Origin of the sequence: Pontibacter aquaedesilientis, assembly GCF_014773225.1 — a bacterium.
Classification (GTDB): Bacteria; Bacteroidota; Bacteroidia; order Cytophagales; family Hymenobacteraceae; genus Pontibacter; species Pontibacter aquaedesilientis.
This window is the reverse complement of sequence record NZ_JACXAJ010000002.1, coordinates 706578-728033: the sequence shown is the minus strand read 5'-3', so window position 1 is coordinate 728033 and position 21456 is coordinate 706578. Positions and strand designations below refer to the sequence as shown.

Sequence of the window (21456 nt, the reverse complement as noted above, 5' to 3'; positions counted from 1 at the left end):
TATTATTATGGCAGAAAACAAAACCATACTGATCGCAGAAGATAGCTCTGTGATCCTGAACCTGACGAAGAAGATCCTTGAGCTTCAGAACTACAAGATCCTGACCGCAAAGAACGGCGGCGAGGTGATCAAGCAGGTAGAAAACAACAAGATCGACGCCATCCTGATGGACCTTAACATTCCGATCAAGAACGGCATGGAGTGCTCCAAGGAGATTCGCGCCCACAAAGACAAGCAAATTGCCAATATTCCCATCATCGCGGTAACCGGCAACGCCAACAACTATACCATGGAAGACTTCAAGGAGGTAGGCATCAACGAGTACCTGCCTAAGCCACTTGATTTCGACATGCTGGTACAAACCGTAAAGAAGCACACAGGCGAACTGTAAATGGAGCTGAAGTACACACGGCCATTTTTAAATAAGCTGGAGGATGTTTTTGCGGAGTCAGATTTTGTGCTGCGCTACGAGAAGGGAAATTTTAAGGCGGGCTACTGTGTATTGAAGGACATGAAAGTAGCCGTTGTGAACAAGTATTTCAGTCTCGAGGGTAAGATCAACTGCCTTTGCGACATCCTGAGAACCATATCGGTGGATGAAACCCTGCTGAGCGAGAAGAACCGCCAGCTTTATCTGGACATCCGTAACCAGGAAAGAATCAATTGAAAATAACGCTGTTAGGCACGGGCACTTCGCAGGGCGTACCGGTAATCGGTTGTTCCTGCGAAGTGTGCCGTTCTGTTGACTATCGGGACAAGCGGCTCAGGGTATCGGTGCACCTGCAGGTAGACGGCAAAAGCATCATCATTGACTCCGGCCCTGACTTTCGCCAGCAAGTGCTGCGCGAACGGATCCGCACACTCGACGCCCTGGTGTTCACCCATGAGCACAAAGATCACACCGCCGGCCTCGACGACATCCGCGCTTACAATTTCTCTCAGCACAAAGACATGCCGCTTTACGGTGAGGAGCGGGTGCTTGAGCAACTGAAGCGGGAGTTCTCCTATATTTTTTCAGGTATACAGTATCCCGGTATCCCTCGCGTGGAGCTGCACCCGATCACAGAAGAACCATTTGATGTGGAAGGTATACGCTTCACACCTATCCGGGTAAAACATTACAAACTGCCTGTGCTGGGCTACCGTGTAGGCGACTTTACCTACATCACCGACGCCAATTATATCTCGGAAGAGGAGAAGGAAAAAGTGCGCGGCTCTAAGGTAGTCGTGCTGAACGCCCTGCGCCAGGAACCGCATATCTCCCACTTTTCCCTGCAAGAGGCTGTAGACCTACTGGAAGACCTGCAACCTGAACGGGCCTACCTCACCCACATCAGCCATTTGCTGGGCCAGCACCGCGAGGTGGAGCTTACCCTCCCCGACTTTATTCGATTGGGCTACGATGGCCTGCAGTTTGAGGTATAGATGCACCAAAACTATTATTTCCTAAGGCAACTAACAGCACAGCTACAGCCCCTTTTGGCAGGGCTGGAGGTTATTTCCTGTTTCAGCCAAAACAAAGACGAGCTGGTTATCGGACTGGCTGCGGCAGAGAAAGAACTTTACATCCGGGCGATTCTGACCTCCCAGTTTTCATCCCTTTCCTTCCCTGCTGATTTCAAGCGGGCACGCGCCAACAGTGTCAGTTTATTTAAAGAAATACAGGGTGCTGTTGTACAAGAGGTAGTACAACACCTTAACGAGCGCAGTTTTTACCTTCGGCTCAGCAACGACTTTACCCTGCTTTTTAAGTTGTTCGGGAATCGCTCTAACGTAGTGCTGTTCCAGGGAGAAGAACCGCTCAAGGTTTTTCACAAGAAATTTAGTCCCGACCTGGAGCTTGACCCACTCAAAATGGATCGGCCCATCCGGCAGAACTTCGAAGCCTTCGCGGCAGCAGCGGGGAATGTGCGCCAGGTATACCCTACCTTCGGTGATATACCTGCGCTATACCTGGAGAACAAGGGATACGCGAATGCCTCACTAGAGGGTAAATGGGAGCTGGTGCAGGATATGCTCGACGAGCTGGAAAACCCGACTGCCTACTACCTGGTAAAGCTAGCCGGGAAAACGCGTCTGTCGTTGCTGGAAGTTGGGGAAGTGAGACAGGTATACCAAGACCCTATTGAGGTGCTTAATGCGTATACCCGCCTATACCTGACAGAAACAGGTTTTGAGCAGCAGTATGCGCAGCTACAGCAACAACTCCTGAAAAAGCAGCATATGACCCAGGCGGTGCTGGAGCAAACCGAAGCGCGGCTTCTGGACATGCGCCACAACCGCTCCTACTCCCAGACTGCGGATATCCTGATGGCGAACCTGACCAACATACCGCCTCGGGCTACGGAGGTGGAGCTTTACGACTTCTATACCGACCAGACACGCACCTTTAAGCTAAAGAGCAACGAGTCGCCTCAGAAGCAGGCAGAGCGCCTCTACCGCAAGGCGAAGAACCAGCACGTAGAAGTAAGGCAGCTGGAGGAGAAAATGGAGCGAAAACTAGAGGAGGCCATTGTGCTGGAGGATGCGTTACAGGCACTTGCTGAAGTGAAGACTTACAAGGAACTAAAGCAATACCTGAAAACATATCCCCACCTAACAGGCTCCAAACAACAGGCACAGCAGGAAATCCCTTTTCGCCTGTTCGAGACGGAAGGTTTCAAAATACTGGTGGGCAAAAGTTCGCAGAGCAACGACCAGCTCACCCAACGCCATACCTACAAAGAGGACATCTGGCTGCACGCCAAGGATGTGTCGGGCTCGCATGTGGTCATCAAACACCAGGCCGGCAAAACCATACCTGCCACCGTGCTCGAAAAAGCCGCGCAACTGGCTGCCTACTACAGCAAACGCAAAAGTGATTCGCTATGCCCTGTTATCTATACTCCCAAAAAATGGGTGCGCAAACCCAAGGGCGCCCCAGCCGGAGCTGTGGTTGTGGAACGGGAAAAGGTCTTGCTGGTAAAGCCGGAGAATCCGTTTGAGCGGAAGGTATAGTCTGAATCAGGATTTTCAGGATCAGAAAGGATACACAAGATTTTCTCAAAGATGTCGGGTCACCTTCTCCCACCCCTCCTAAAAACAGGCTAGGAGCTGGCGGCCATTTCCAATTTACAGGTATAAGCCTGATCGTACTAACCAAAGGTAGGTATAGCCACCCCGTCCAGAAGAAAATCCTGAAAAAAAAAGCCCCATTCAGTTAAGAACAGAGCTTTTGATGTGCGCGCGGGGAGATTCGAACTCCCACACCCGAAGGCACCACCCCCTCAAGATGGCGTGTCTACCAGTTTCACCACGTGCGCAGGTAAATAGGTTTGCAAAAGTATAGAGCAGTTTCGAGAATTGCAACAAGCAGTACCCGCCAAAGCCGATTTTTGGCAGATACTTTTCCTGAAATTTTTCATCGCCATATCAATCACACCTGCACCGATCACATTTACAATTACTTAGCCTGCTGTGGCAAGGTATACCGCAGCCCGACAAAAAATCGACGGCCTTGTAGTGGGGCGTAATTATATTCAGTGTCGAAGCTATAGCCGTCGGGGTTGTCTACTTCTATCTGCTTGTCAAACGGATCGAAGGGGCGCATGAGTGGGTGCTTCGGCATGAAGTTGAGCAGGTTTTTCACGCCGCCGTATACCTCCAAGCCCTCCCCCATGGCTTTTGTGGCCTGTAAATTCTGCAAACTGAACCAAGGCGACATCTCCGGTCTGAAGTCATTCTTCTGCACAGGCAGGTGCATTGGCCCTTTCACACTGCCGGTGTAGTCGAGGGTAAGGCCTAGGTTGCGAAACTGATAGGAAGCCGTGAAGGTACCCGAGAAGCGGGGTGCCTGGAGCTGCGGTATCCGCTCCTCGTTTCCTTCTGCCGATTGCTCTACCTGGTAAACATCCATCAGCGTAGCACCTGCATGCAAACGTAGCGGAAATGTAAAGGCCAGTTCTGTGTTGAGGGCTATACCTTTTGAGATGGCGTGGCCGCTTAGGTTGTCGTAGATGATCAGGTTATTGTCAGTCAGGAAGTCGGCGACGATCTTGTTGGTGAAATAGGTATAGAATGCCGAGCCCTCCAGATTCAAAAAGCCACCGGCAAAGTTAACATAGCGCTGGTAATTGAGGCTGGCATTATAGGACTGCTCTGGTTTCAGCTCATTCCGAATTACAATCTCCCTGGCTCCGGTGAGCGCGGCATGGTCCTCGGTGAACAGGTTGACGACACGATAGCCATTGCCCAGGCTCAGCCGGAAGGTATTGTCCTCATTGGGAGACCAGCGGGCATTAAAGCGTGGAGACAGAATGCTGCCGTGCTCAGAGTTATAGTCGTAACGCAGACCGGTAAGCAGCGTGGTTTTGTCCGAGGCCTTATATTCATGCTGCGCGAATGCCCCTGGCAGCAAGGTCTGCGCAGGTTTGTTTACCTGTGTTTCTCCTTCGCCTTGCTGCGTGGCGGGTGTATTGTCATCGTACCAGGTATAGCGAAAGGCAGCGCCCAGCAGTAGTTTATGCCGCAAGGCCAGGTCTTTGTCCCAAACTAGTTGCCCGAAAGCCACCCGCTGATGGCCTTTGTACAACGTGTTACCGTAGGCCGCGTTTTGCAGGTGGTCATTGTAGGAATAACTCAGTACCACATTCTCCTGAATCGGCAACTGGTAAGCTCCCAGCATTTCGTAGCGCCTTGTGTAGACAGATTCCCCATAGATGCTGTCCCCTGCCCGAAAGGCCGGTGTCCATTGCAACTCCCCACCAAAACGGTCTTCGTAATAATAGCGGGCTGCCAGATGAGCCACCCGGTTCTGGTTTCGGCTCAGGTTCCACTTGTTGAAGATCGAGATGCGGTGCTGCAATGGCACATCCGTAAAGTTGTCGTGGTTGACATCGCGTCTGTCGTTGAAACGGAAATAATTGGCGCTTAGCAGAGTGGAGGCTTTCTGCCACTGCTTGCTATACCCTACGTCTGTATTCAACTCGCGGTGCGAGGTATAGAACACATCGGCGGAAAGGCGCGGCGCGGTGGCCGGGCTTTTGGTGATGATGTTGATGAGGCCTGCCACTGCCTCAGAGCCATACAGCGTAGAAGCTGGGCCTTTCACTATTTCCACCCGCTCGATCAGGCTATTGGGTATTCCGCTCAGGCCATATACCGTAGACAGGGCGCTTACGATCGGCATGCCGTCTATCAGCACCATGGTATAGGCGCCTTCCATGCCATTGATGTGGATATCGCCAGTGCCGCACACATTGCAGTTAATCTGGGGCTGCACGCCGTTCACAATCTCCAGTGCCTCAAATATGGCAGGGGTTGGGTTTTTCTGGAAGTACTTCGGGGTATAGATCTCCACGGCAACCGGCGACTCCAGCAAATAGGTCTCCCGCATGGTACCCGTCACGACAACTTCCCTCAGCCGGGCATCCTGCGCTTGCAGTGTGATACTAACAGTGGTTACCTCGCCAGCTTTGACACTGACAGTTTTTTCTTGGGGCCTATACCCTACTGCCGACACGTTCAGCTGATGAGTGCCTGCCGGGATCTGCTCCAGCACAAACCGACCGTTTTCGTCGGCGGTAGCACCAATGGTGGTTCCGGCTATACCTATGCTGGCAAAAGCCACAGGCGATTCCCCGGTTCTTACTACGCCGCTTATACTTCCCTGCTGCGCCAGTGCAATAACGGGTATGATGGAAATAATCATCAAAAGATACAGTTGTTTCATAAGTTATGTCAGGTATGCCATTTAATACGAGACAAACTTAAATAAAAGTTTAGATTAATTTAAAAATTATTTTTAGATGGTTCTAAATTTTTATTTTCTGTAATAGAATGATGGATTTGTTCTACAACAACCGAATGGCTGTTAGCAGATAGCAGGCGATAATTGAAAAAATTAACGAACAATTCGTTCTTTCCGAAACCTTCTGCATAGCCACACATGTTGCTAATAGCAAGATGAGATACATAAGTTTTTCCGGAGAAGCAGGGCTATTTGCTTGACACATCGGGCCTTTGTTTGGACTATTCCGGGTGTATACTCAACTTTATACCTGATTAACAATTAGTTACAGGTTGACAAACTTAGCCAGATCATCATATATGAGCATCGAGATAAAGGGATTATCGAAAGCGTATGGCAGAAAACACGTTTTGCAGTCGCTTGATATCACAATAGAGCAAGGGCAGTGCTACTGCCTGTTAGGAAAAAACGGAGTTGGCAAGAGCACGCTTCTCAATAGCATTCTCGATCTCATAAAACCGGATGAAGGTACCATCACCCTTTTCGGCAAAGACTATCTAACCAGTAACCTGGAAGTTAAACAGGATTTGGGAGCCCTTTGCGAAGACAACCCACTCATCGAAGAATTCACCGGGTTAGAGTACCTCAACTTTGTGGCTAAACTCTACAAACTGCCGGAGTCAGAAGCCCAGCAGCGCATCAGCAGCCTGACCAACTATTTTTTCACGGATAAGGAGTCGCTGCACAAGAACATTGCGGGCTACTCCACAGGCATGAAAAAGAAAGTGGGAATTGTGGCGGCTATCCTGCACAAACCGCGGGTGCTGATCCTGGATGAGCCCTTTACAGGCCTGGATCCGATTGCCGCCCAGCTGCTCGTGCAGCTTATACGAAACTACAGCACGCCAAACCGGGTGGTGCTAATCTCATCGCATGACCTAAACTATGTGGAGCGTGTAGCCACGCACATCGGCGTGCTTAACGACGGTCAGCTGATGTACAACGGATCGGTGCAGGAGTTTACCATGAACGGCGAAAGCCTGATTGACCAGGCCCTGTTCCAGTTGCTGCTTCCGCACCACACCTCCGCAGCCGACACCAACATGGATTGGATGTTGAATTAGTTAGAGAGTTAAAAAGTTTGGAAGTTAGAAAGTTACCGATAAAGCATTCTGATTTCTAAACTTCACATCTTTCTAACTTTTAAACTTTCTAACTTATCACATGGACCTGATCTTATACTCGTGCAAGGCGAGACTCCATAGCTATTTCAGACAGAAAAAGATACAGCGCGTTTTGCTGCTGGCGTTGGGCATTGTACTTTCGGGTTTCTATGCCTGGTTGTTTTCCTACTTGTTGCAACAGGCGCAGGAAGGCAGCCTGAACATGAGTGTGGACCAAATGCTGGGGTATACCAACTTGCTGCTGCTGGCCTTCACTATCCTGCGCGGATTTTTCCCGGCTTACATTCCCAAGGCTGATTTTATTAACCGCATCTACCCTGTCAAGCCACTCATGCGCTTCTGGACCGAGCTGGTGGTGGAGTTGGTGTCGCCGTTTTACTTCGTGCTGCTCAACTTTCTGCTGCTGCTTTCCATCATATCGCCTGACTATACCTTCCTGCACCTGGTTCAGAGCTTTTTGGTCTTCCTGACGGCTCATATCACGCGCCGCTCTTTCCAAATTTTTGTTGAGCGCAGAATCAACTGGCGCAGCAGCGTATTTTGGGCGGCTGTGGTGATGGCCGGTGCCTTTATAGCACTGGAGGCACGCGCTCCTATGTTCGAGCCTATCAGTACGGTCATCATGCTGGTGGTGCATCTGGCTTCGCTGGGCTTCTTCCTGACGTCAAACTATTTCCTGGAGCAGGCCGCTTTCGAACCAAAACGCCGCACTGTGAACTACAGCAGCAATGCCCGCCGCAGCCTGGGATGGCGCCTGTTCAAAAACCACAAGATGGCCAAACAACTCCTGCTCTTCGGGCTAGGCTTTAAAGTACTTATGCTGGGCATCGACGCCACCGTGTATAGCATCAAGGGTATCCACATGCTCGACAAGAACGCATCGCTGTGGTTGTTTGTGGGGCCGCTCGTCATCTATACCTATGTGTTTAACAACGTGTGGGGCTTCTATAAGAACCTTTGGCTGACAACCGAACGGGCCACCGGCAACTACAAAGAGTTCCTGAAAGCCAGCCTGCTGCCATTGCGCATGCCTTTACTGATCGACGCAGCGATTGTGGTGCTGTATGTGGCACTGTTCAACCACGAGCAGGCGACCTTCATTCTGCTCATGTACAGCGCAGCGGTGCTGGTGCTCACCCCGATAGGCATTATCGCGTCGTTCACAAGTCCGAAAATGGTGAAGGGGGGTATTCTGAGTTTCAGTGCCAAGACCTCTTACCTATATAGTTTCATCTCGATTCTGCTGTTGGGGCTGCTGTTTTTGCCACTGCTTCACCCCTTGCTATACCTGGCATACCCTGTGGTAATCGCCCTGACGCTTTTTGCCATGGTAGCCGTGCTGCGGGAGTACAAGCAGTATAAGTACAAACTCTTCGAGACGCTTTATAAAACTGAGTAAAGGAATCAGCATAAAAAAGAAAAGCCACTCAGACTAATCTAAGTGGCTTTTCTTTTGTGATCCCGCTGGGATTCGAACCCAGGACCCATACATTAAAAGTGTATTGCTCTACCAGCTGAGCTACAGAATCAGTACTGTATTCCCTGTGTTGGGATTGCAAAAGTAGCAGTTTTTCTCTAAACCGCAAAATCCTGCTTTACTTTAGAACTGCTAATTGGTATCTGTTTAAAACGCTTCGACACATTTTTGGTTTGACACGCCTTATTTTCAAGCCTTTAACAGAGGTATAAAAAATTATCATTTTCAGAAAAAACTGAATCCGTCCGAATAAGCCGATTCACTATACTGGCATTAGCTCGCCTAAGTCAAAAACGTCTACCTCTACTTTTGCCTGCACTTCCAGGTTCAGGAACATTCGGTTGGGCTTAGGTAAGATGTCCTGCACACGCACCTCCTCTACTACTCCCGTAAGCTTCAGCCCTTTCAGTTCCAATCCTTTTTCCAGCGAACCGTTGGCCTTTTTCAGTTCCGCTTCTATAATATCCTGCAGGTTGACCCTGGTTTTCTGTATAATCTGATTGTAGGCCACCTTGTTGACCAGCACCTCTAGTGAGGAATTGTAAAAACGACTGGATGTCTGGGACTCCATTCTAAACTGCCGGACATATACTTCCTGAGACGTATTATCATAGCCCAGTGCCGCCTGCACATAAAGGTCGACCTGGTCCCGTTTCAGAATCGTGCGCAGAATGCGAATCCGTACTTTCAGGAAGATGTTGCCTACTCCTGAGCTGCTGCCTGTCAGCCCGATATCCAGGATCTGGGCGTAGGGCGATTCCTCCACCCCCTCTTTTGGTTTAGGTATGAATTCTCCTACCAATTGTTTCTTCAGCAGACTTTCCAAAACGGGATAGGCAATGGATACGGGTACCTGGATCTTGACGAGGTTTTCCATAGATAAGCTTTAGGTGAGCTATGGCAATATAAACCTTAAACTGCCTATTGGGTTACGGTTTCGAAAAACAATGACATAAAAAAAGCCTCAAACACAGGTTTGAGGCTTTTTAGAAGTGATCCCGCTGGGATTCGAACCCAGGACCCATACATTAAAAGTGTATTGCTCTACCAGCTGAGCTACAGAATCGGCAATTAAGTTAGTTGGTAAAAAAACCTCCTTACCTAAATAAGGAGGTTCTAAGAGTGATCCCGCTGGGATTCGAACCCAGGACCCATACATTAAAAGTGTATTGCTCTACCAGCTGAGCTACAGAATCTTTTTACTAACTTGCATTCCTAAGGGCGTTACCCTTAATTGCGTTGCAAAAGTAATAGCTATCTGATTAAATGCAAAATCTTTGGTTCAAAATATCTGGTTTTTTGCTCCTTTTTTTGGTACTGCACACCGAACCAGTTTATAGTCAGACAGATACTAAAACACTTGTTGAAGCAGATTCGCTGTTCAATAATCAGCAATATGTGGAGGCCTTCACCAAATACGACTCGCTGTTACAAAACCAGCAGCTCTATTCCCCTCAAATGCTGCTGAAAATGGCCTACATCAAGGAAAGTCTGCGCGACTATACCGGGGCTATGTATTATCTGCACCTTTTCTACAAGAAGCAGCCCAGCCGCTCGGTGCTCAAAAAGATGGAGGAATTGGGCCAGGCCCACCGTTTGAACGGCTATGAGTACAATGACCTGCAGTTTTTCAAAACCCAGCTTAGCAAACATTACATGCGCATACTCGAACTGATGTTGCTCGCGGCTGTGGTCACGGTCACGGTTATGTTTGTGAGTTGGCGTAAAGGCCACCGCTTTTCGCGTACCTTCAAAGTGGGCTTTACCCTATACCTGCTCTTTATCCTCTACTACATCAACTTCCTCAACCTGGGCGATGAGGGTATCATCAAAAAAGACCAGGTGGCCATTATGTCGGCCCCATCGGCTGGTGCCACCTGGCTGGCCACTGCCTCGCAAGGCCATAAAGTGCCCATCACCGGCGAGCAGGACATTTGGTATAAGATCAGATGGAAAGGCCAGACAGCTTATATACGCAAGCATAACCTGCTCGAATTGCCCTAAGGCCTCCTTTCTATAACTGAGGGCGCTACATGTTTTTGAGAAGGAACAGAATAATTATTCCTATAAAATCAGTTTATATTTAATTTTTTATATATTTAACTGCTTTTTAATTCTTTCTTTTCAAATTCTCCTATACATGAAAACATTCTTAAGCCTCGTGCTTGCCCTCCTCTTGGTAAACGTATGCCTTGCCCAATCCCCAACCACTAAAGTTGACAACCTCCGGGTATTTCTAGACTGTCAGGCCTACTGCGACACAGACTATATCAAGCGGGAGATCACCTTTGTGGATTATGTGAACGACCGTTTTCAGGCCAATGTCTATCTGCTGATCACCTCTCAGTCCACAGGAAGCGGCGGGCGCGAGTACAAGCTTCAGTTTGAGGGGCAGGAGAAATTTGCCGGGATGATGGAGACCAAGTCATACCTGAGACAGGCCGTCGCCACCGATGATGAGGACCGCAAAGAGGCGGTTGCAAAGATAAAACTAGGCCTGATGCCTTATTTACTCAAAACGGAGAAGGCAAAGGACATGATCATTTCCTTTAAAGATGACAACAGCAATACCTCCGAAATTGCCACCACGTCGGCTGAGGACCCTTGGAATTTCTGGGTGTTCAACCTCAATTTGCGTGGTCACTTTAGCGGAGACAGAAATTACTCCAGCAACAGCCTGAACGGAGGCATAAGCGCCAACAGAGTGACGGACAAACTAAAGACCAGCATCTCCATAAACGCAAACGAGAACAACAACCGGTTCGGGGAAGGCGATGAAATGTTCACCTATACCAACAGACGCTATAGCTTTAGCAACACCACCGTTTGGTCTATCACTGATCATTTGTCGGCTGGAGGCTTCGTCAGCGCCCAAAAGTCCGATTACAGCAATTACGACCTGGACCTAGCTGTTACTCCTGCTATTGAGTACAATTTCTTCCCCTATTCAGAGTCTAACAACCGCTATGTGGGTTTGATGTATAAGGTTGGTCCACGCTACCTTAACTACATAGAAGAAACCATTTTCTCTCAGATGAAAGAGTTCAGATTTCAGGAGAGCCTCTCGCTGGACGTGAGCTTTAACCAGAAATGGGGACAGATCAGCGGCTCCACTTCTTTCAGCCATTACTTCCACGACTTCTCCAAGAAGCGGCTTTCCTTTTCCGGCTACGGGGATATCCGATTGTTCAAGGGCTTCTCTTTTAACATTGGCGGCTACTATGCCATCCAACGGGATCAGCTGAACATTATAAAAGGGACGGTTACTGACCAAGACCTGCTGACAAGAAGACGCCAGTTGAACTCCAACTATGACTTCTTCTTCAATTTTGGTATTCGGTATCGTTTCGGTTCTCTTTTCAACAACGTCGTCAATCCTAGGTTTGATGGCGGAGGTGGCATGATGTATTACTACTAGCGTATACCTCTTCTAACACTCACCACATACAAAAAGAGCGGTCCGCCTCAAGGAGACGGACCGCTCTTTTTGCTACTGTTTAGCTACTATTATTTCTTTAAGGGCGAGTCCTTCTCTTTCGCCATCACATTGTACACCAGCTTATCGGCCAGGCTCGGAAAGAGTTTGTTGATCCAGACGGCCATTTTACCCTGTGCGGTCATCACCAGGTCGCGTTTGCGCTTGATCGTGGCCTGCAGAATGCGATCGGCTACTTCTTCGGCGCTCATCATCTTTTGTTCGTCGCGCGGGGTTTCGCCCTGTTGCTGCCCATCGGCGGCAAGAGCTGTGTTGCGGATGTTGGAGGCCGTAAAACCCGGGCAGGCGATCAGCACATGCACACCCGAATGCAGCAGCTCGGTGCGCAGGGTTTCTAAAAATCCGTGCATGGCAAACTTGGATGCCGAGTAGCCCGTGCGGGCCGGAAGACCACGGTAACCGGCTATGGAAGAAATACCGATAATCGAGCCTTTGGCAGCCTGAATATACGGCAGGGCATACTTGGTGCTATAGACCGTTCCCCAGAAATTGATGTCCATCACCTGGCGCAGCACATCCAGGTCCAGGTCCTGAAAGAGCGCCCGCATGGAGATGCCAGCGTTGTTGATGAGGATATCCAGTTTCCCGAATTTTGCCACGGTCTCAGCCACCATGCGCTCACAATCTGCCTCCACGCTCACATCAGCGTTTATGGCCAGGTTGTCTATACCTGCCGTCGTCAGTTCCTGAGCTGTCTGGTGAAGGTTTTGCGGGTTACGGCCTGAGTAAGCTACCCTAGCTCCTGCCCTGCCAAACGCAAAGGCCAGCGCCTTGCCTATACCTGAGGTGCCGCCCGTAATCAGGACTACTTTATCTTTCATGTTCTTGCTTCTGAATCTTACACTATCCCCTGGTCCGGGGAAACATTTACAAAGCTACTACTTCTGCGCTAAATTACATTTATGAAAGCAGGACGCTGCACACTACCCCCATACCTGATAAATTGCGTACCTTTGCAGGTATAAAGCAGAAAGAACATGAGTGACTATACCCCCTTGAGCGAACTGGGCGAGTTTGGCCTGATCAAACGCTTGAATGAAAAAATCGAGCTTAGCCAGCCTTCTACCATCAAAGGCATTGGCGACGATGCAGCTGTTATTGAGCCGGGCGAAAAGCAAATTGTCATCACCAGCGACATGCTGCTGGAGGGCGTGCACTTTGACCTCACCTTTTGCCCCCTGAAGCACCTGGGCTACAAGGCGGTGGCCGTGAACGTGTCGGATATTGCCGCCATGTTTGCCAAACCCACCCAAATAACTGTGAACATCGCACTGGGCGCCAAGTACACCGTGGAGGCGGTAGAAGAACTCTACGAAGGCATGCGCCTGGCCTGCGAAAACTACAACGTAGACCTGGTTGGAGGAGACACCACCTCTTCCCGAACCGGACTGATTATCAGCATTACGGCGATCGGCGAAGTGGCAAAAGGCGAAGCTGTGCTGCGAAGCGGTGCCAAAGAGAACGACCTGATCTGCGTGACCGGCGATTTGGGCGCTGCCTACCTGGGCCTGCAGATTCTGGAGCGCGAGAAGCAAGCCTTTATGGCGGATCCGGAAATGCAGCCACAACTAGAGAACAAGCAGTACATCGTGGGCCGTCAGTTGCGTCCAGAGGCGCGCATGGATGTGATCCATGACATGAAGGAGCGTGACATCAAGCCAACATCCATGATCGACATTTCAGACGGACTGGCTTCGGAACTGTTCCATATCTGTGCCCAGTCAGGCGTGGGTGCCACGATTTACAAGGATAACCTGCCAGTTGATGAGCAGACGCTGGAAGCGGCCATGGAATTCAACCTCGACCCGATCACCTGCATTCTGAACGGCGGCGAAGATTACGAGCTTCTGTTCACTGTACCTATTGCTGACTACGACAAGGTTAAAAACCACCCTGACATCAGCATTATCGGCAAGATAACTGACAAAAGCGAAGGTATAAACCTGGCCAACAAACACGGGCAATCCTTCCCGTTGCAGGCACAGGGCTGGCAGCATTTTTAGATGCTAGATACTAGATGTTAGAAATTAGACTTTAGACATTTTCTTATTTTAAGAATCAAAAAAGGGAGCATTGGCTCCCTTTTTTGATTCTTAAAATACTTTGTAAATCTAACGTCTAACATCTAGTATCTAACCTCTAATATTAATCCTCCGGAAAAGGAATGAATACGAAATTGGTGAAGTTCTCGCCATCGACTACAAACAGGCAGCAGAATTCATCCGGGTCTTTGTAAGCAGCAGCGAAGTCCTCTACCTTTTCTTCATCCACTAATTTATGCTTGATGAAATCCTCCAGGTAGGAAGCATAGATGTTCCATTCCAGCGCCAGTTCTTCCTTGGCCAGAAAAAGGGAGCCAATCGGTACCTCGGTACGGGAGAAAACAAAGATCGGGTATTTGGAAATTTGGCGCTTGCGTACCTGGTAAGATGCTTCGCGCAGCGTTTCGGCCACCACTACAAAATCTCTGGAAATGGTGCCGAGGTATTTACCGTTCAGTTCAGGATCGTTTTGCATATTTTTTGGAGACATTAGATTATAGATATTAGACGTCAGACTGCTCCATCTACTTTACTGTTAGGTCGAGCTATTCTCAAGTCTAAAATCTAAATACTAACATCTAATACCTATTTAGCTGTTAACAGAACTATGTTTTCTACGTGGTGCGTCTGCGGGAACATGTCCACAGGCTGCACGCGGTTTACGTCGTATTTTTCGGAAAGAAGCTCCAGGTCGCGTGCCTGCGTGGCCGGGTTGCAGCTTACATACACTATGCGGTTCGGGTGCACCTGCAACAGTTTCGCCACCACCTTCTCATCCATACCTGCACGAGGCGGGTCGGTGATCACTACATCCGGTCTCCCGTGCCGTTCGATCAGCTCATCCGACAGAATGTCCTTCATGTCACCGGCATAAAAGGTGGTATTGGTAATCTCATTGATCTGCGAGTTGATCTTGGCGTCTTCGATGGCGCTGGGCACATACTCTATCCCGATGACTTCGCGGCACTGTCGGGCGACGAAGTTGGCGATAGTACCGGCCCCTGTGTAAAGATCGTATACCAGTTCGTTTCCAGTCAGGCCGGCAAACTCGCGGGTTAGGCGGTACAGCTCGTAAGCTTGGTCGCCGTTGGTCTGGTAGAACGATTTCGGCCCAACCCGAAAACGTATACCTTCCATCTCTTCGTGTATGTAAGGCAAGCCTTTGTAGCACACCACCTCCAGGTCATGGAAAGTCTCGTTGCCTTTGCCATTCACAACATACTGCAACGAAGATATCTCAGGGAAAGTAACCGCCAGATGCTCCAGCAAACCTGTCAGGGCCTCTTCGTCCTCGTGGTATACCTGCACGATCACCATCACCTCGCCGGTATTGGCTGTCCGGATAATGAGGTTGCGCAGCCAGCCTGTCATGCCGAGCTTGTCGAAAAACACCAGGTTGTTCGCTCGCGCATAGTCGCGCACGGCCAGTCGGATGCTGTTGGAAGGTTCCGGCTGCAGGTAGCAGTTCTGGATATCGAGAATCTTGTCGAAACGGCCCGGCATATGGAAGCCCAGCGCCCGGCGCTCATGCTCCTCCCCCGACTTGATCTGCTCGTTGGTCAGCCAGCCGTAGTTGGAAAACGTGAACTCCAGTTTGTTGCGGTAGAATTTGTCTTTGGCTGAGCCCAGAATCGGGTCGAAAGCCGGAAGCGGCACCTTGCCGATGCGCTCCAGGTTGTCCTGTACCTGTTTTTGCTTGTAATACAGCTGCGTATCGTAGCCAATGTGCTGCCACTTGCAACCGCCGCACGTACCGAAGTGCTCACAGAAAGGCTGCACGCGCACATCCGAGTAGGCATGAAAATTCACCGCCTCAGCCTCCATAAAACTCTTCTTTTTGCGGGTAATGCGCAGGTCTACCACATCGCCGGGGGCTACGCCACCCACAAAAATAACTATGTTATCGTGACGGGCGAGGCACTTGCCCTCGGCCACCATCTCTTCTATTCGTATGTTTTCGAGTATCTCGAAATTGATTTTCTTCTTTTGCTTTCTCACAGTGCTGCAAAATTAGCTAAAATTCAGGAGATGTGGGAAGTCGGATCACATTATCAAAATCGTGGTATTTTGCTTCTGGCTATTGCCTTAGCACCTGCCTGCATGGGTTTCGGCCAATACATGCTAGAAGGCTCCCTGTTTACGTATAGGTTCAATTGACACCATATATGGAAGATCCGGATGAAAATTACTTCAATTGAATTACAGACCAGTCAGCCAGGGAAGCTCAAAGATTTCTATACCCAAACACTTGGCCTTTCGCTTGTTGCTGAAGACACAAAGCAGTTCAGCATACAGGCAGGCTCCAGCACCATCACGTTCCGCACGGTGCCCGAAAGAGCAAATGAACCTTACCATTTCGCTTTTAATATACCTAGCAACCAGATAACGGCTGCTTCCCAGTGGCTTCAGGAAAAGGTCGCCTTTCTATACGCCCCGGGAGCTACTTCGCCAGTGGTGGAACACGAAAGCTGGGAGGCGCAGGCACTTTACTTCTATGACCCCGACTTCAATATTGTCGAATTGATCGCCCACAAAAGATCACCCGAGAGCCTTGCCGCCTTTGGCCCGCAGCAGTTGATGGGTCTGGCCGATATAGGCATTGCGGTGACCGATGTGACCGGCTTCTGTGAGGAAGTGCGTGAAAAACTGCAGCTCCCGCGCTGGAAGTCAGCCACGGCCTTGTTTGAGGCGGTGGGCGATGAGAAAGGTATGTTCATTGTGGTGCAGGAAAAAAGGCCCTGGTTCCCGACCCAGAATCCGGCCCTAACGCTGCCAACCCGGGTAGAAGTTCTGACAGCAGGTATAGCCACCATTCGGCGGGGTCCTATCAGGATTGATTCTACCACGGGCAACGGTCAGGTATAGGAGCCTAAATATCAGACAAATTAAACACTGCCGACCAATGCCCGTTTATAAAGCATGTTTGAATTATCAACCTAAAAAGAACCACACTATGAGATACAACGAGCGAGATCACGAAAGTGACCATAGAAACCAAGGGCGTAACGCAGGTAACAGGAACAACCTCTCCGACTACCTGAGCCGCTACGAGGACAGCGGCAGTTACCGTGGCCGCCACGACATGACCAACGAAAGCCGCCAGGACCGTAACCGCGACTACCAGCACGAACGCCACATGCAGGGCAGCATGCACCAGAACGAGTGGGGCGGCAGCGGCTGGCACCGGGACCATGACCGGCCAAATTACGATACCCGCAATCAGTCAGAGGAGGACCACTGGCGGTACGGCGACCCCAACCCACAATCAGACTATAAGCAGCAGGGAGGCTATACGCGCAGCCGGGGCACGGGCTGGCACAACGAAGGCTCGGACTACGGCAAGCCCCGCTATGCCCGCCAGGACAACAGCTACCAGTCTACCGGCCATGGCCGACGCATTGACCAATACGGCCGTGATGAGCACTACAACTTTGCCCACGGACGCCAGGACGGACGGCGCAGCCTGGAGAATCCGGAAAACCTGGACGACCGCTATTATGACCGCAGGGAGCAAAGCGACAGCAGCCGGAACGACTACGGTCGCCAGTATGGCGCCAACTACGACCACCGCAGCCGCAGTTCCCATCAAGGCAATGACAGCCACGATTTTGACCATACCAGTGACGACTACCCGAGCCGCAGCCCCAAAGGGTATGGCTACCGTTCAGGCCCTGACTATTCAGCCAGTTCGCCAATCACCAACTATGGCCCCGGGGTACGTGGTTACCAGAAATAGATGCTGACCTGAGCAGTCTGCCCTCCAGGAGGCAGACTGCTTTTTTAATATGGCCGAAGGCTTACCAAAATCAGGACGGCATCGTAAGAAGATAAGCATTGAGGCAACGGCACAGGCCGCGACTCAGAAAGAACCAAATCAAGTTCCTGTATGAAACAAACTATACACCTTACCTACTTCCTTATCCTATCGATCCTACTGGGTTCCTGCACCATGAGTCAGAAGAACCGGCAATATGCTGAAGGCGTATCCGAACTGCAGGGCTCCTACTGGATGCTGCTGTCGCTGCAAGGGCAGGAGCTGCAGGATAATCCGGAAAGCAACACCGCCTACCTGCGTTTTGAGGAAGGCAGCGACGAGCTCAAAGGTTTTACTGGCTGCAATAGGCTGATGGGCAGGTATAGCCTGAGCAACGACAATCTCCAGCTAACCAACCTTGGAAGCACGCGTGCCATGTGCCCGATCATCGAGCAGGAAAACTATTTGATGGCCATCCTTCAGAAAGTGGACGCTTTCAAAATTTCTGGCGATGTGCTCACGCTTTTCCACAAAAACACGGCCGTAGCGACTTTCAGGGCAGGGGCTCCCCCCATGTCACCGGATGGGCTATAGACAACTTATAAGCAGGATAAAACTCTATCGCTGTCACTTCAGTATGGTATACACTGGATGTAGCGTTAGCCGCTGTGAGCAGACAAAGCCTGGTTTCAGCGTAGACGGGAAAATCAACCGAGCGCCACACTTCAGTAGCAACAACTTCTCCGTTCGTCAACCTATGGTGGCCTGTACAGGTTGACGCTTCTGCCGGGTTAAAAACCAACCGCCGGCTCCCCTGACGCATGTAACGCACTGATTTTAAAATTTATCAAAATCAGATACCCCTCTAAGTTTTGGACCGATTGCATTAACTCCTCCTACTATTATGCAAAACAAAAGCGCCAGAAAAGCAATCAAGGACACACTAAAGGTGGAGCTGGGAGAAAAGGAAGCAAAGGAGCTATACCTGAATATCTGTAGCTACCTGCTGAACAACGACGACAAATGCTACATCAGCGTGATCAGGTATAAGTATCTGCTATTGTGTGGTGAAATGAGTACTCCGGTCAGCGATTACCTCGTAATGGAGCAGCTATTGGAGAAGATGCAGGAAAAGCATCCGCTCATTCTTTCGGCTATAATCTATATAGCCAGATACAAATCTTAAAAGCAGGTATAGCCGGCTGCGAATCGCAACCGGCTATACCTGCTTCTTAAGGCCTTTCTTACTTCAGAAGTTTGTGGTAGTCCGGATTCTTGTGGATGAATTTCTTGACCACCGGACAAGTGGCAATGACTTTCTTGCCGTTCTCCTCTGCATAGCACAGCCCTTCTTCTATCAGTTTATTGGCCACGCCTTTGCCTCTTGCAGACTCAGGCACATAGGTATGCGTGAAGTCCAGCACTTCATCTGAAGGGGTGGCATAAGCCAGTTCCGCATCCTCTTGTCCAAGTTTGGCGGTAAACTGCTGGTATTCTTTATCGTGTGTGATCGTCACTTCCATGTTCAAAGCTTTTATTCTATAACTTATACCTACTCACAAGGTTTAGCCCTCTACCAGTTGCGCCACCGGATGATGCAACAGCACTACCGAGCGTCCTGCTATTGTCACACGCTCGCCGGCCCCAATCGTATCGGTATCTTCGTCTACCTGGTTTTGGCAGGTATCCAGTATTCTGGTCCACTGGGTGCCGTACTTTGCCTCCGGCATGGTGTAGTCCAGCGGTTCGTGGTGGGCATTGAAGATCACGTAGAAACTATCGTCGATGATCTGCTCCCCTTTGGGGCCAACCGAGTGCAAACCACGCCCGTTCAGAAATACACCTAAGGATTTGACATGGTCATGCCGCCAATGCTCTTCGTTCATTTCGGAACCGTCGGGCAAAAACCAGTTGATATCCTCTACCCCAATGCCTTTGATGGGCTGCCCTTGAAACCAGCGACGGCGGCAGAACACCGGATGGTTGCGGCGAAGACTGATCAGTTTGCGGGTAAACTCCAGCAGCTCTTTATCGGCGTTCAGCCAGTTGATCCACGATATTTCATTGTCCTGGCAATAGGCATTGTTGTTCCCTTGCTGCGTACGGCTGATCTCATCACCGGCAACGAGCATAGGCACGCCCTGCGACAGGAAAAGCGTGGTGAGGAAGTTGCGCTTCTGCTGTTGTCGCAGCTGGTTTATCTCCTTGTCATTCGTCGGACCTTCGGCCCCGCAATTCCAGGAGCGATTATGGCTTTCCCCGTCGTTATTATCCTCGCCGTTGGCCTCGTTGTGCTTGTGGTTGTAGGACACCAGGTCGTGTAGGGTAAAGCCATCGTGTGCCGTAATGAAGTTGATACTGGCGGTTGGTCGTCGGTAATCATCACGGTACAGGTCCGAGCTACCCGTAAACCGCTCGGCAAACTCACCCAGCACACTGTCGGCCCCGCGCCAGTAGTCGCGTATGCAATCGCGGTACTTGCCGTTCCACTCGGCCCAGCCCGGCGGGAACTTGCCCACCAGGTAACCGCCCTCGCCAATGTCCCAGGGCTCAGCAATGAGCTTGACCTGCGAGATAACCGGATCCTGGTGGATGATGTCGAAGAAGGAACCCAGGCGGTCCACCTCGTGCAGTTCGCGTGCCAGCGTGGCTGCCAGGTCGAAACGGAACCCATCAACGTGCATTTCCAGAATCCAGTAGCGGAGGCTGTCCATGATCAGGCGCAGCACAGGCGGCATCATGGCGTTGAGTGTGTTACCGGTACCCGTGTAGTCCATGTAAAACCGTTTGTCCTCTTCCACCAAACGGTAGTAGGAGGTATTGTCGACACCCCGGAACGAGAGCGTGGGGCCCATGTGGTTGCCTTCGCCGGTATGGTTGTACACCACATCCAGTATCACCTCTATACCTGCCCTGTGCAGTTCTTTGACCATATTCTTGAACTCCACCACCTGCTGGCCCAAGGTGCCACTGCTGGTATAGCGTACATCTGGCGCGAAATAGCCGATGGAGTTATAGCCCCAGTAATTGGTCAGCCCCTTTTCTTCCAGGTGCCGATCGGTTATGAAATGGTGCACCGGCATGAGCTCGATTGCGGTAATGCCCAAGTCTTTGAGATACCCGATGGTAACAGGGTGGGCGATGGCGGCATAGGTTCCGCGGATTTCCTCCGGTATATCCGGGTGCATTTTGGTGAACCCTTTGACATGCGCCTCATAGATTATGGATTTGTGGTAGGGTATCTTTGGAAGCTTATCTCCTTCCCAATCATAATTCGGGTCGATCACCACGCTGCAAGGTATAAACGGTGCGCTGTCGAGCGTGCTCATTTTAAGGTCTTCGTCCGGATGGCCCACCTCATAGCCAAACATAGAGTCGTGCCAGTTGATGGTGCCGGAAATGGCCTTGGCGTAAGGATCGATCAGCAGTTTGTTCGGGTTGAACCGGAACCCGTTTTGCGGATCGTAAGGCCCGTGCACCCGGTAGCCATACAACTGACCGGGCTTGATCTCGGGCAGGTAGACGTGCCATACCTGGTGAGTTCGCTCGGTCATTTTTACCTTCACGGATTCAGTTTCGTCCTCTGTCGAGTTGAAGAGGCACAGCTCTACGCCTGTTGCGCAGTCGGCATACAATGCAAAGTTCACTCCTTCACCATCCCAGGTGGCACCGAGCGGGTAAGGATTGCCGGGGTATACGGTAATGTTCATATCAATTCAGTCTAAAGCGTCTGGTTAATTCCCTGATGGGCTTCTCCGTCTACGCAGAAAACCGG

The 21456-nt window shown here is 50.5% G+C and carries 20 protein-coding genes and 4 tRNA genes; 13 read left to right on the top strand and 11 right to left on the bottom strand.

Annotated elements, in window-relative coordinates; genetic code table 11:
• Positions 1–7 precede the first annotated feature (7 nt).
• The 4 genes from H9Q13_RS08175 to H9Q13_RS08160 are packed head-to-tail and all read left to right on the top strand — an operon-like array spanning position 8 to position 2997.
• Positions 8–391 (top strand): response regulator, encoded by a 384-nt coding sequence (locus H9Q13_RS08175; protein WP_191183261.1) that lies wholly within the window; start codon positions 8–10, stop codon positions 389–391.
• Complete coding sequence (locus tag H9Q13_RS08170; RefSeq protein ID WP_191183260.1) at positions 392–667, top strand: hypothetical protein; 276 nt, start codon at positions 392–394, stop codon at positions 665–667. It begins immediately after the preceding gene.
• Positions 664–1425 (top strand): MBL fold metallo-hydrolase, encoded by a 762-nt coding sequence (locus H9Q13_RS08165; RefSeq protein ID WP_191183259.1) that lies wholly within the window; start codon positions 664–666, stop codon positions 1423–1425. The genes H9Q13_RS08170 and H9Q13_RS08165 overlap by 4 nt, the downstream gene beginning before the upstream one ends.
• 54 nt (positions 1426–1479) lie before the next feature.
• On the top strand, positions 1480–2997 hold the full coding sequence (locus H9Q13_RS08160; RefSeq protein ID WP_224744148.1) for an NFACT RNA binding domain-containing protein: 1518 nt from the start codon (positions 1480–1482) through the stop codon (positions 2995–2997).
• A 223-nt stretch (positions 2998–3220) separates the two neighbouring features.
• On the opposite strand, the gene H9Q13_RS08155 is transcribed toward H9Q13_RS08160, so the two are convergent.
• Positions 3221–3302: transfer RNA gene (locus H9Q13_RS08155), tRNA-Leu, on the bottom strand.
• Between the two features lie 140 nt (positions 3303–3442).
• On the bottom strand, positions 3443–5710 hold the full coding sequence (locus H9Q13_RS08150; protein WP_191183257.1) for a TonB-dependent receptor: 2268 nt from the start codon (positions 5708–5710) through the stop codon (positions 3443–3445).
• Between the two features lie 377 nt (positions 5711–6087).
• Between H9Q13_RS08150 and H9Q13_RS08145 the strand changes: the two genes are divergently transcribed.
• Together H9Q13_RS08145 and H9Q13_RS08140 are read left to right on the top strand one after the other, a co-directional pair.
• Positions 6088–6852 carry an ABC transporter ATP-binding protein gene (locus H9Q13_RS08145; protein WP_191183256.1) on the top strand — a complete coding sequence of 255 codons (765 nt, stop codon included), beginning with the start codon at positions 6088–6090 and terminating at the stop codon, positions 6850–6852.
• 100 nt (positions 6853–6952) lie between these two features.
• On the top strand, positions 6953–8311 hold the full coding sequence (locus H9Q13_RS08140; RefSeq protein WP_191183255.1) for a hypothetical protein: 1359 nt from the start codon (positions 6953–6955) through the stop codon (positions 8309–8311).
• 57 nt (positions 8312–8368) lie between these two features.
• Here H9Q13_RS08140 and H9Q13_RS08135 read toward each other — a convergent pair.
• The 4 genes from H9Q13_RS08135 to H9Q13_RS08120 form a co-directional block, all read right to left on the bottom strand.
• Positions 8369–8441: transfer RNA gene (locus H9Q13_RS08135), tRNA-Lys, on the bottom strand.
• A gap of 210 nt (positions 8442–8651) precedes the next feature.
• Positions 8652–9266, bottom strand: a complete 615-nt coding sequence (locus H9Q13_RS08130) for a DUF4403 family protein (RefSeq protein ID WP_191183254.1) — start codon at positions 9264–9266, stop codon at positions 8652–8654.
• Positions 9267–9382: 116 nt separating this feature from the next.
• A tRNA-Lys gene (locus H9Q13_RS08125) sits at positions 9383–9455 on the bottom strand.
• A gap of 57 nt (positions 9456–9512) precedes the next feature.
• Positions 9513–9585 (bottom strand) — tRNA-Lys (locus H9Q13_RS08120).
• Positions 9586–9688: 103 nt separating this feature from the next.
• Here H9Q13_RS08120 and H9Q13_RS08115 point away from each other — a divergent pair.
• Positions 9689–10393 carry an SH3 domain-containing protein gene (locus H9Q13_RS08115; RefSeq protein WP_224744147.1) on the top strand — a complete coding sequence of 235 codons (705 nt, stop codon included), beginning with the start codon at positions 9689–9691 and terminating at the stop codon, positions 10391–10393.
• A 136-nt stretch (positions 10394–10529) separates the two neighbouring features.
• Positions 10530–11807, top strand: a complete 1278-nt coding sequence (locus H9Q13_RS08110) for a hypothetical protein (protein WP_191183252.1) — start codon at positions 10530–10532, stop codon at positions 11805–11807.
• 89 nt (positions 11808–11896) lie between these two features.
• Here H9Q13_RS08110 and H9Q13_RS08105 read toward each other — a convergent pair whose 3' ends face one another.
• On the bottom strand, positions 11897–12706 hold the full coding sequence (locus tag H9Q13_RS08105; RefSeq protein ID WP_191183251.1) for an SDR family oxidoreductase: 810 nt from the start codon (positions 12704–12706) through the stop codon (positions 11897–11899).
• 156 nt (positions 12707–12862) lie between these two features.
• Between H9Q13_RS08105 and thiL the strand changes: the two genes are divergently transcribed.
• Complete coding sequence (gene thiL, locus H9Q13_RS08100) at positions 12863–13888, top strand: thiamine-phosphate kinase (protein WP_191183250.1); 1026 nt, start codon at positions 12863–12865, stop codon at positions 13886–13888.
• Positions 13889–14030: 142 nt separating this feature from the next.
• On the opposite strand, the gene H9Q13_RS08095 is transcribed toward thiL, so the two are convergent.
• Both H9Q13_RS08095 and rlmD read right to left on the bottom strand, forming a co-directional pair.
• Positions 14031–14402 (bottom strand): hypothetical protein, encoded by a 372-nt coding sequence (locus tag H9Q13_RS08095; RefSeq protein ID WP_191183249.1) that lies wholly within the window; start codon positions 14400–14402, stop codon positions 14031–14033.
• A gap of 110 nt (positions 14403–14512) precedes the next feature.
• Positions 14513–15925, bottom strand: coding sequence for a 23S rRNA (uracil(1939)-C(5))-methyltransferase RlmD (rlmD, locus tag H9Q13_RS08090; RefSeq protein ID WP_191183248.1), 1413 nt, complete (start codon positions 15923–15925; stop codon positions 14513–14515).
• Positions 15926–16105: 180 nt separating this feature from the next.
• Here rlmD and H9Q13_RS08085 point away from each other — a divergent pair, with 180 nt between their 5' ends.
• The 4 genes from H9Q13_RS08085 to H9Q13_RS08070 all read left to right on the top strand — a co-directional run bounded on the left by H9Q13_RS08085 (position 16106) and on the right by H9Q13_RS08070 (position 18867).
• The gene (locus H9Q13_RS08085) at positions 16106–16792 is read left to right on the top strand and encodes a VOC family protein (RefSeq protein WP_191183247.1); all 687 of its coding nucleotides are present in this window, start codon (positions 16106–16108) and stop codon (positions 16790–16792) included.
• Positions 16793–16880: 88 nt separating this feature from the next.
• Positions 16881–17663: a hypothetical protein gene (locus H9Q13_RS08080; protein WP_191183246.1), complete on the top strand. Its 783-nt coding sequence runs from the start codon at positions 16881–16883 to the stop codon at positions 17661–17663.
• A 150-nt stretch (positions 17664–17813) separates the two neighbouring features.
• A complete protein-coding gene (locus tag H9Q13_RS08075; RefSeq protein WP_191183245.1) occupies positions 17814–18275 on the top strand; it encodes an META domain-containing protein in 462 nt (153 codons plus the stop codon).
• Positions 18276–18585: 310 nt separating this feature from the next.
• The gene (locus H9Q13_RS08070; RefSeq protein WP_191183244.1) at positions 18586–18867 is read left to right on the top strand and encodes a hypothetical protein; all 282 of its coding nucleotides are present in this window, start codon (positions 18586–18588) and stop codon (positions 18865–18867) included.
• 58 nt (positions 18868–18925) lie between these two features.
• On the opposite strand, the gene H9Q13_RS08065 is transcribed toward H9Q13_RS08070, so the two are convergent.
• Positions 18926–19204: a GNAT family N-acetyltransferase gene (locus H9Q13_RS08065; RefSeq protein WP_191183243.1), complete on the bottom strand. Its 279-nt coding sequence runs from the start codon at positions 19202–19204 to the stop codon at positions 18926–18928.
• Between the two features lie 42 nt (positions 19205–19246).
• A complete protein-coding gene (gene glgX / locus H9Q13_RS08060; RefSeq protein ID WP_191183242.1) occupies positions 19247–21391 on the bottom strand; it encodes a glycogen debranching protein GlgX in 2145 nt (714 codons plus the stop codon).
• Positions 21392–21456: the final 65 nt, after the last annotated feature.

What these genes read in the sequence shown, in the direction of transcription:
- H9Q13_RS08075 (WP_191183245.1), top strand. Translation starts at nt 17,814, where the DNA reads ATGAAACAAACTATACACCTTACCTACTTCCTTATCCTATCGATCCTA.
- H9Q13_RS08110 (WP_191183252.1), top strand. Translation starts at nt 10,530, where the DNA reads ATGAAAACATTCTTAAGCCTCGTGCTTGCCCTCCTCTTGGTAAACGTA.
- H9Q13_RS08140 (WP_191183255.1), top strand. Translation starts at nt 6,953, where the DNA reads ATGGACCTGATCTTATACTCGTGCAAGGCGAGACTCCATAGCTATTTC.
- H9Q13_RS08095 (WP_191183249.1), bottom strand. Translation starts at nt 14,402, where the DNA reads ATGCAAAACGATCCTGAACTGAACGGTAAATACCTCGGCACCATTTCC.
- H9Q13_RS08170 (WP_191183260.1), top strand. Translation starts at nt 392, where the DNA reads ATGGAGCTGAAGTACACACGGCCATTTTTAAATAAGCTGGAGGATGTT.
- H9Q13_RS08070 (WP_191183244.1), top strand. Translation starts at nt 18,586, where the DNA reads ATGCAAAACAAAAGCGCCAGAAAAGCAATCAAGGACACACTAAAGGTG.
- H9Q13_RS08150 (WP_191183257.1), bottom strand. Translation starts at nt 5,710, where the DNA reads ATGAAACAACTGTATCTTTTGATGATTATTTCCATCATACCCGTTATT.
- H9Q13_RS08145 (WP_191183256.1), top strand. Translation starts at nt 6,088, where the DNA reads ATGAGCATCGAGATAAAGGGATTATCGAAAGCGTATGGCAGAAAACAC.
- thiL (WP_191183250.1), top strand. Translation starts at nt 12,863, where the DNA reads ATGAGTGACTATACCCCCTTGAGCGAACTGGGCGAGTTTGGCCTGATC.
- H9Q13_RS08085 (WP_191183247.1), top strand. Translation starts at nt 16,106, where the DNA reads ATGAAAATTACTTCAATTGAATTACAGACCAGTCAGCCAGGGAAGCTC.
- H9Q13_RS08105 (WP_191183251.1), bottom strand. Translation starts at nt 12,706, where the DNA reads ATGAAAGATAAAGTAGTCCTGATTACGGGCGGCACCTCAGGTATAGGC.
- H9Q13_RS08080 (WP_191183246.1), top strand. Translation starts at nt 16,881, where the DNA reads ATGAGATACAACGAGCGAGATCACGAAAGTGACCATAGAAACCAAGGG.
- H9Q13_RS08130 (WP_191183254.1), bottom strand. Translation starts at nt 9,266, where the DNA reads ATGGAAAACCTCGTCAAGATCCAGGTACCCGTATCCATTGCCTATCCC.
- glgX (WP_191183242.1), bottom strand. Translation starts at nt 21,391, where the DNA reads ATGAACATTACCGTATACCCCGGCAATCCTTACCCGCTCGGTGCCACC.
- H9Q13_RS08065 (WP_191183243.1), bottom strand. Translation starts at nt 19,204, where the DNA reads ATGGAAGTGACGATCACACACGATAAAGAATACCAGCAGTTTACCGCC.
- H9Q13_RS08175 (WP_191183261.1), top strand. Translation starts at nt 8, where the DNA reads ATGGCAGAAAACAAAACCATACTGATCGCAGAAGATAGCTCTGTGATC.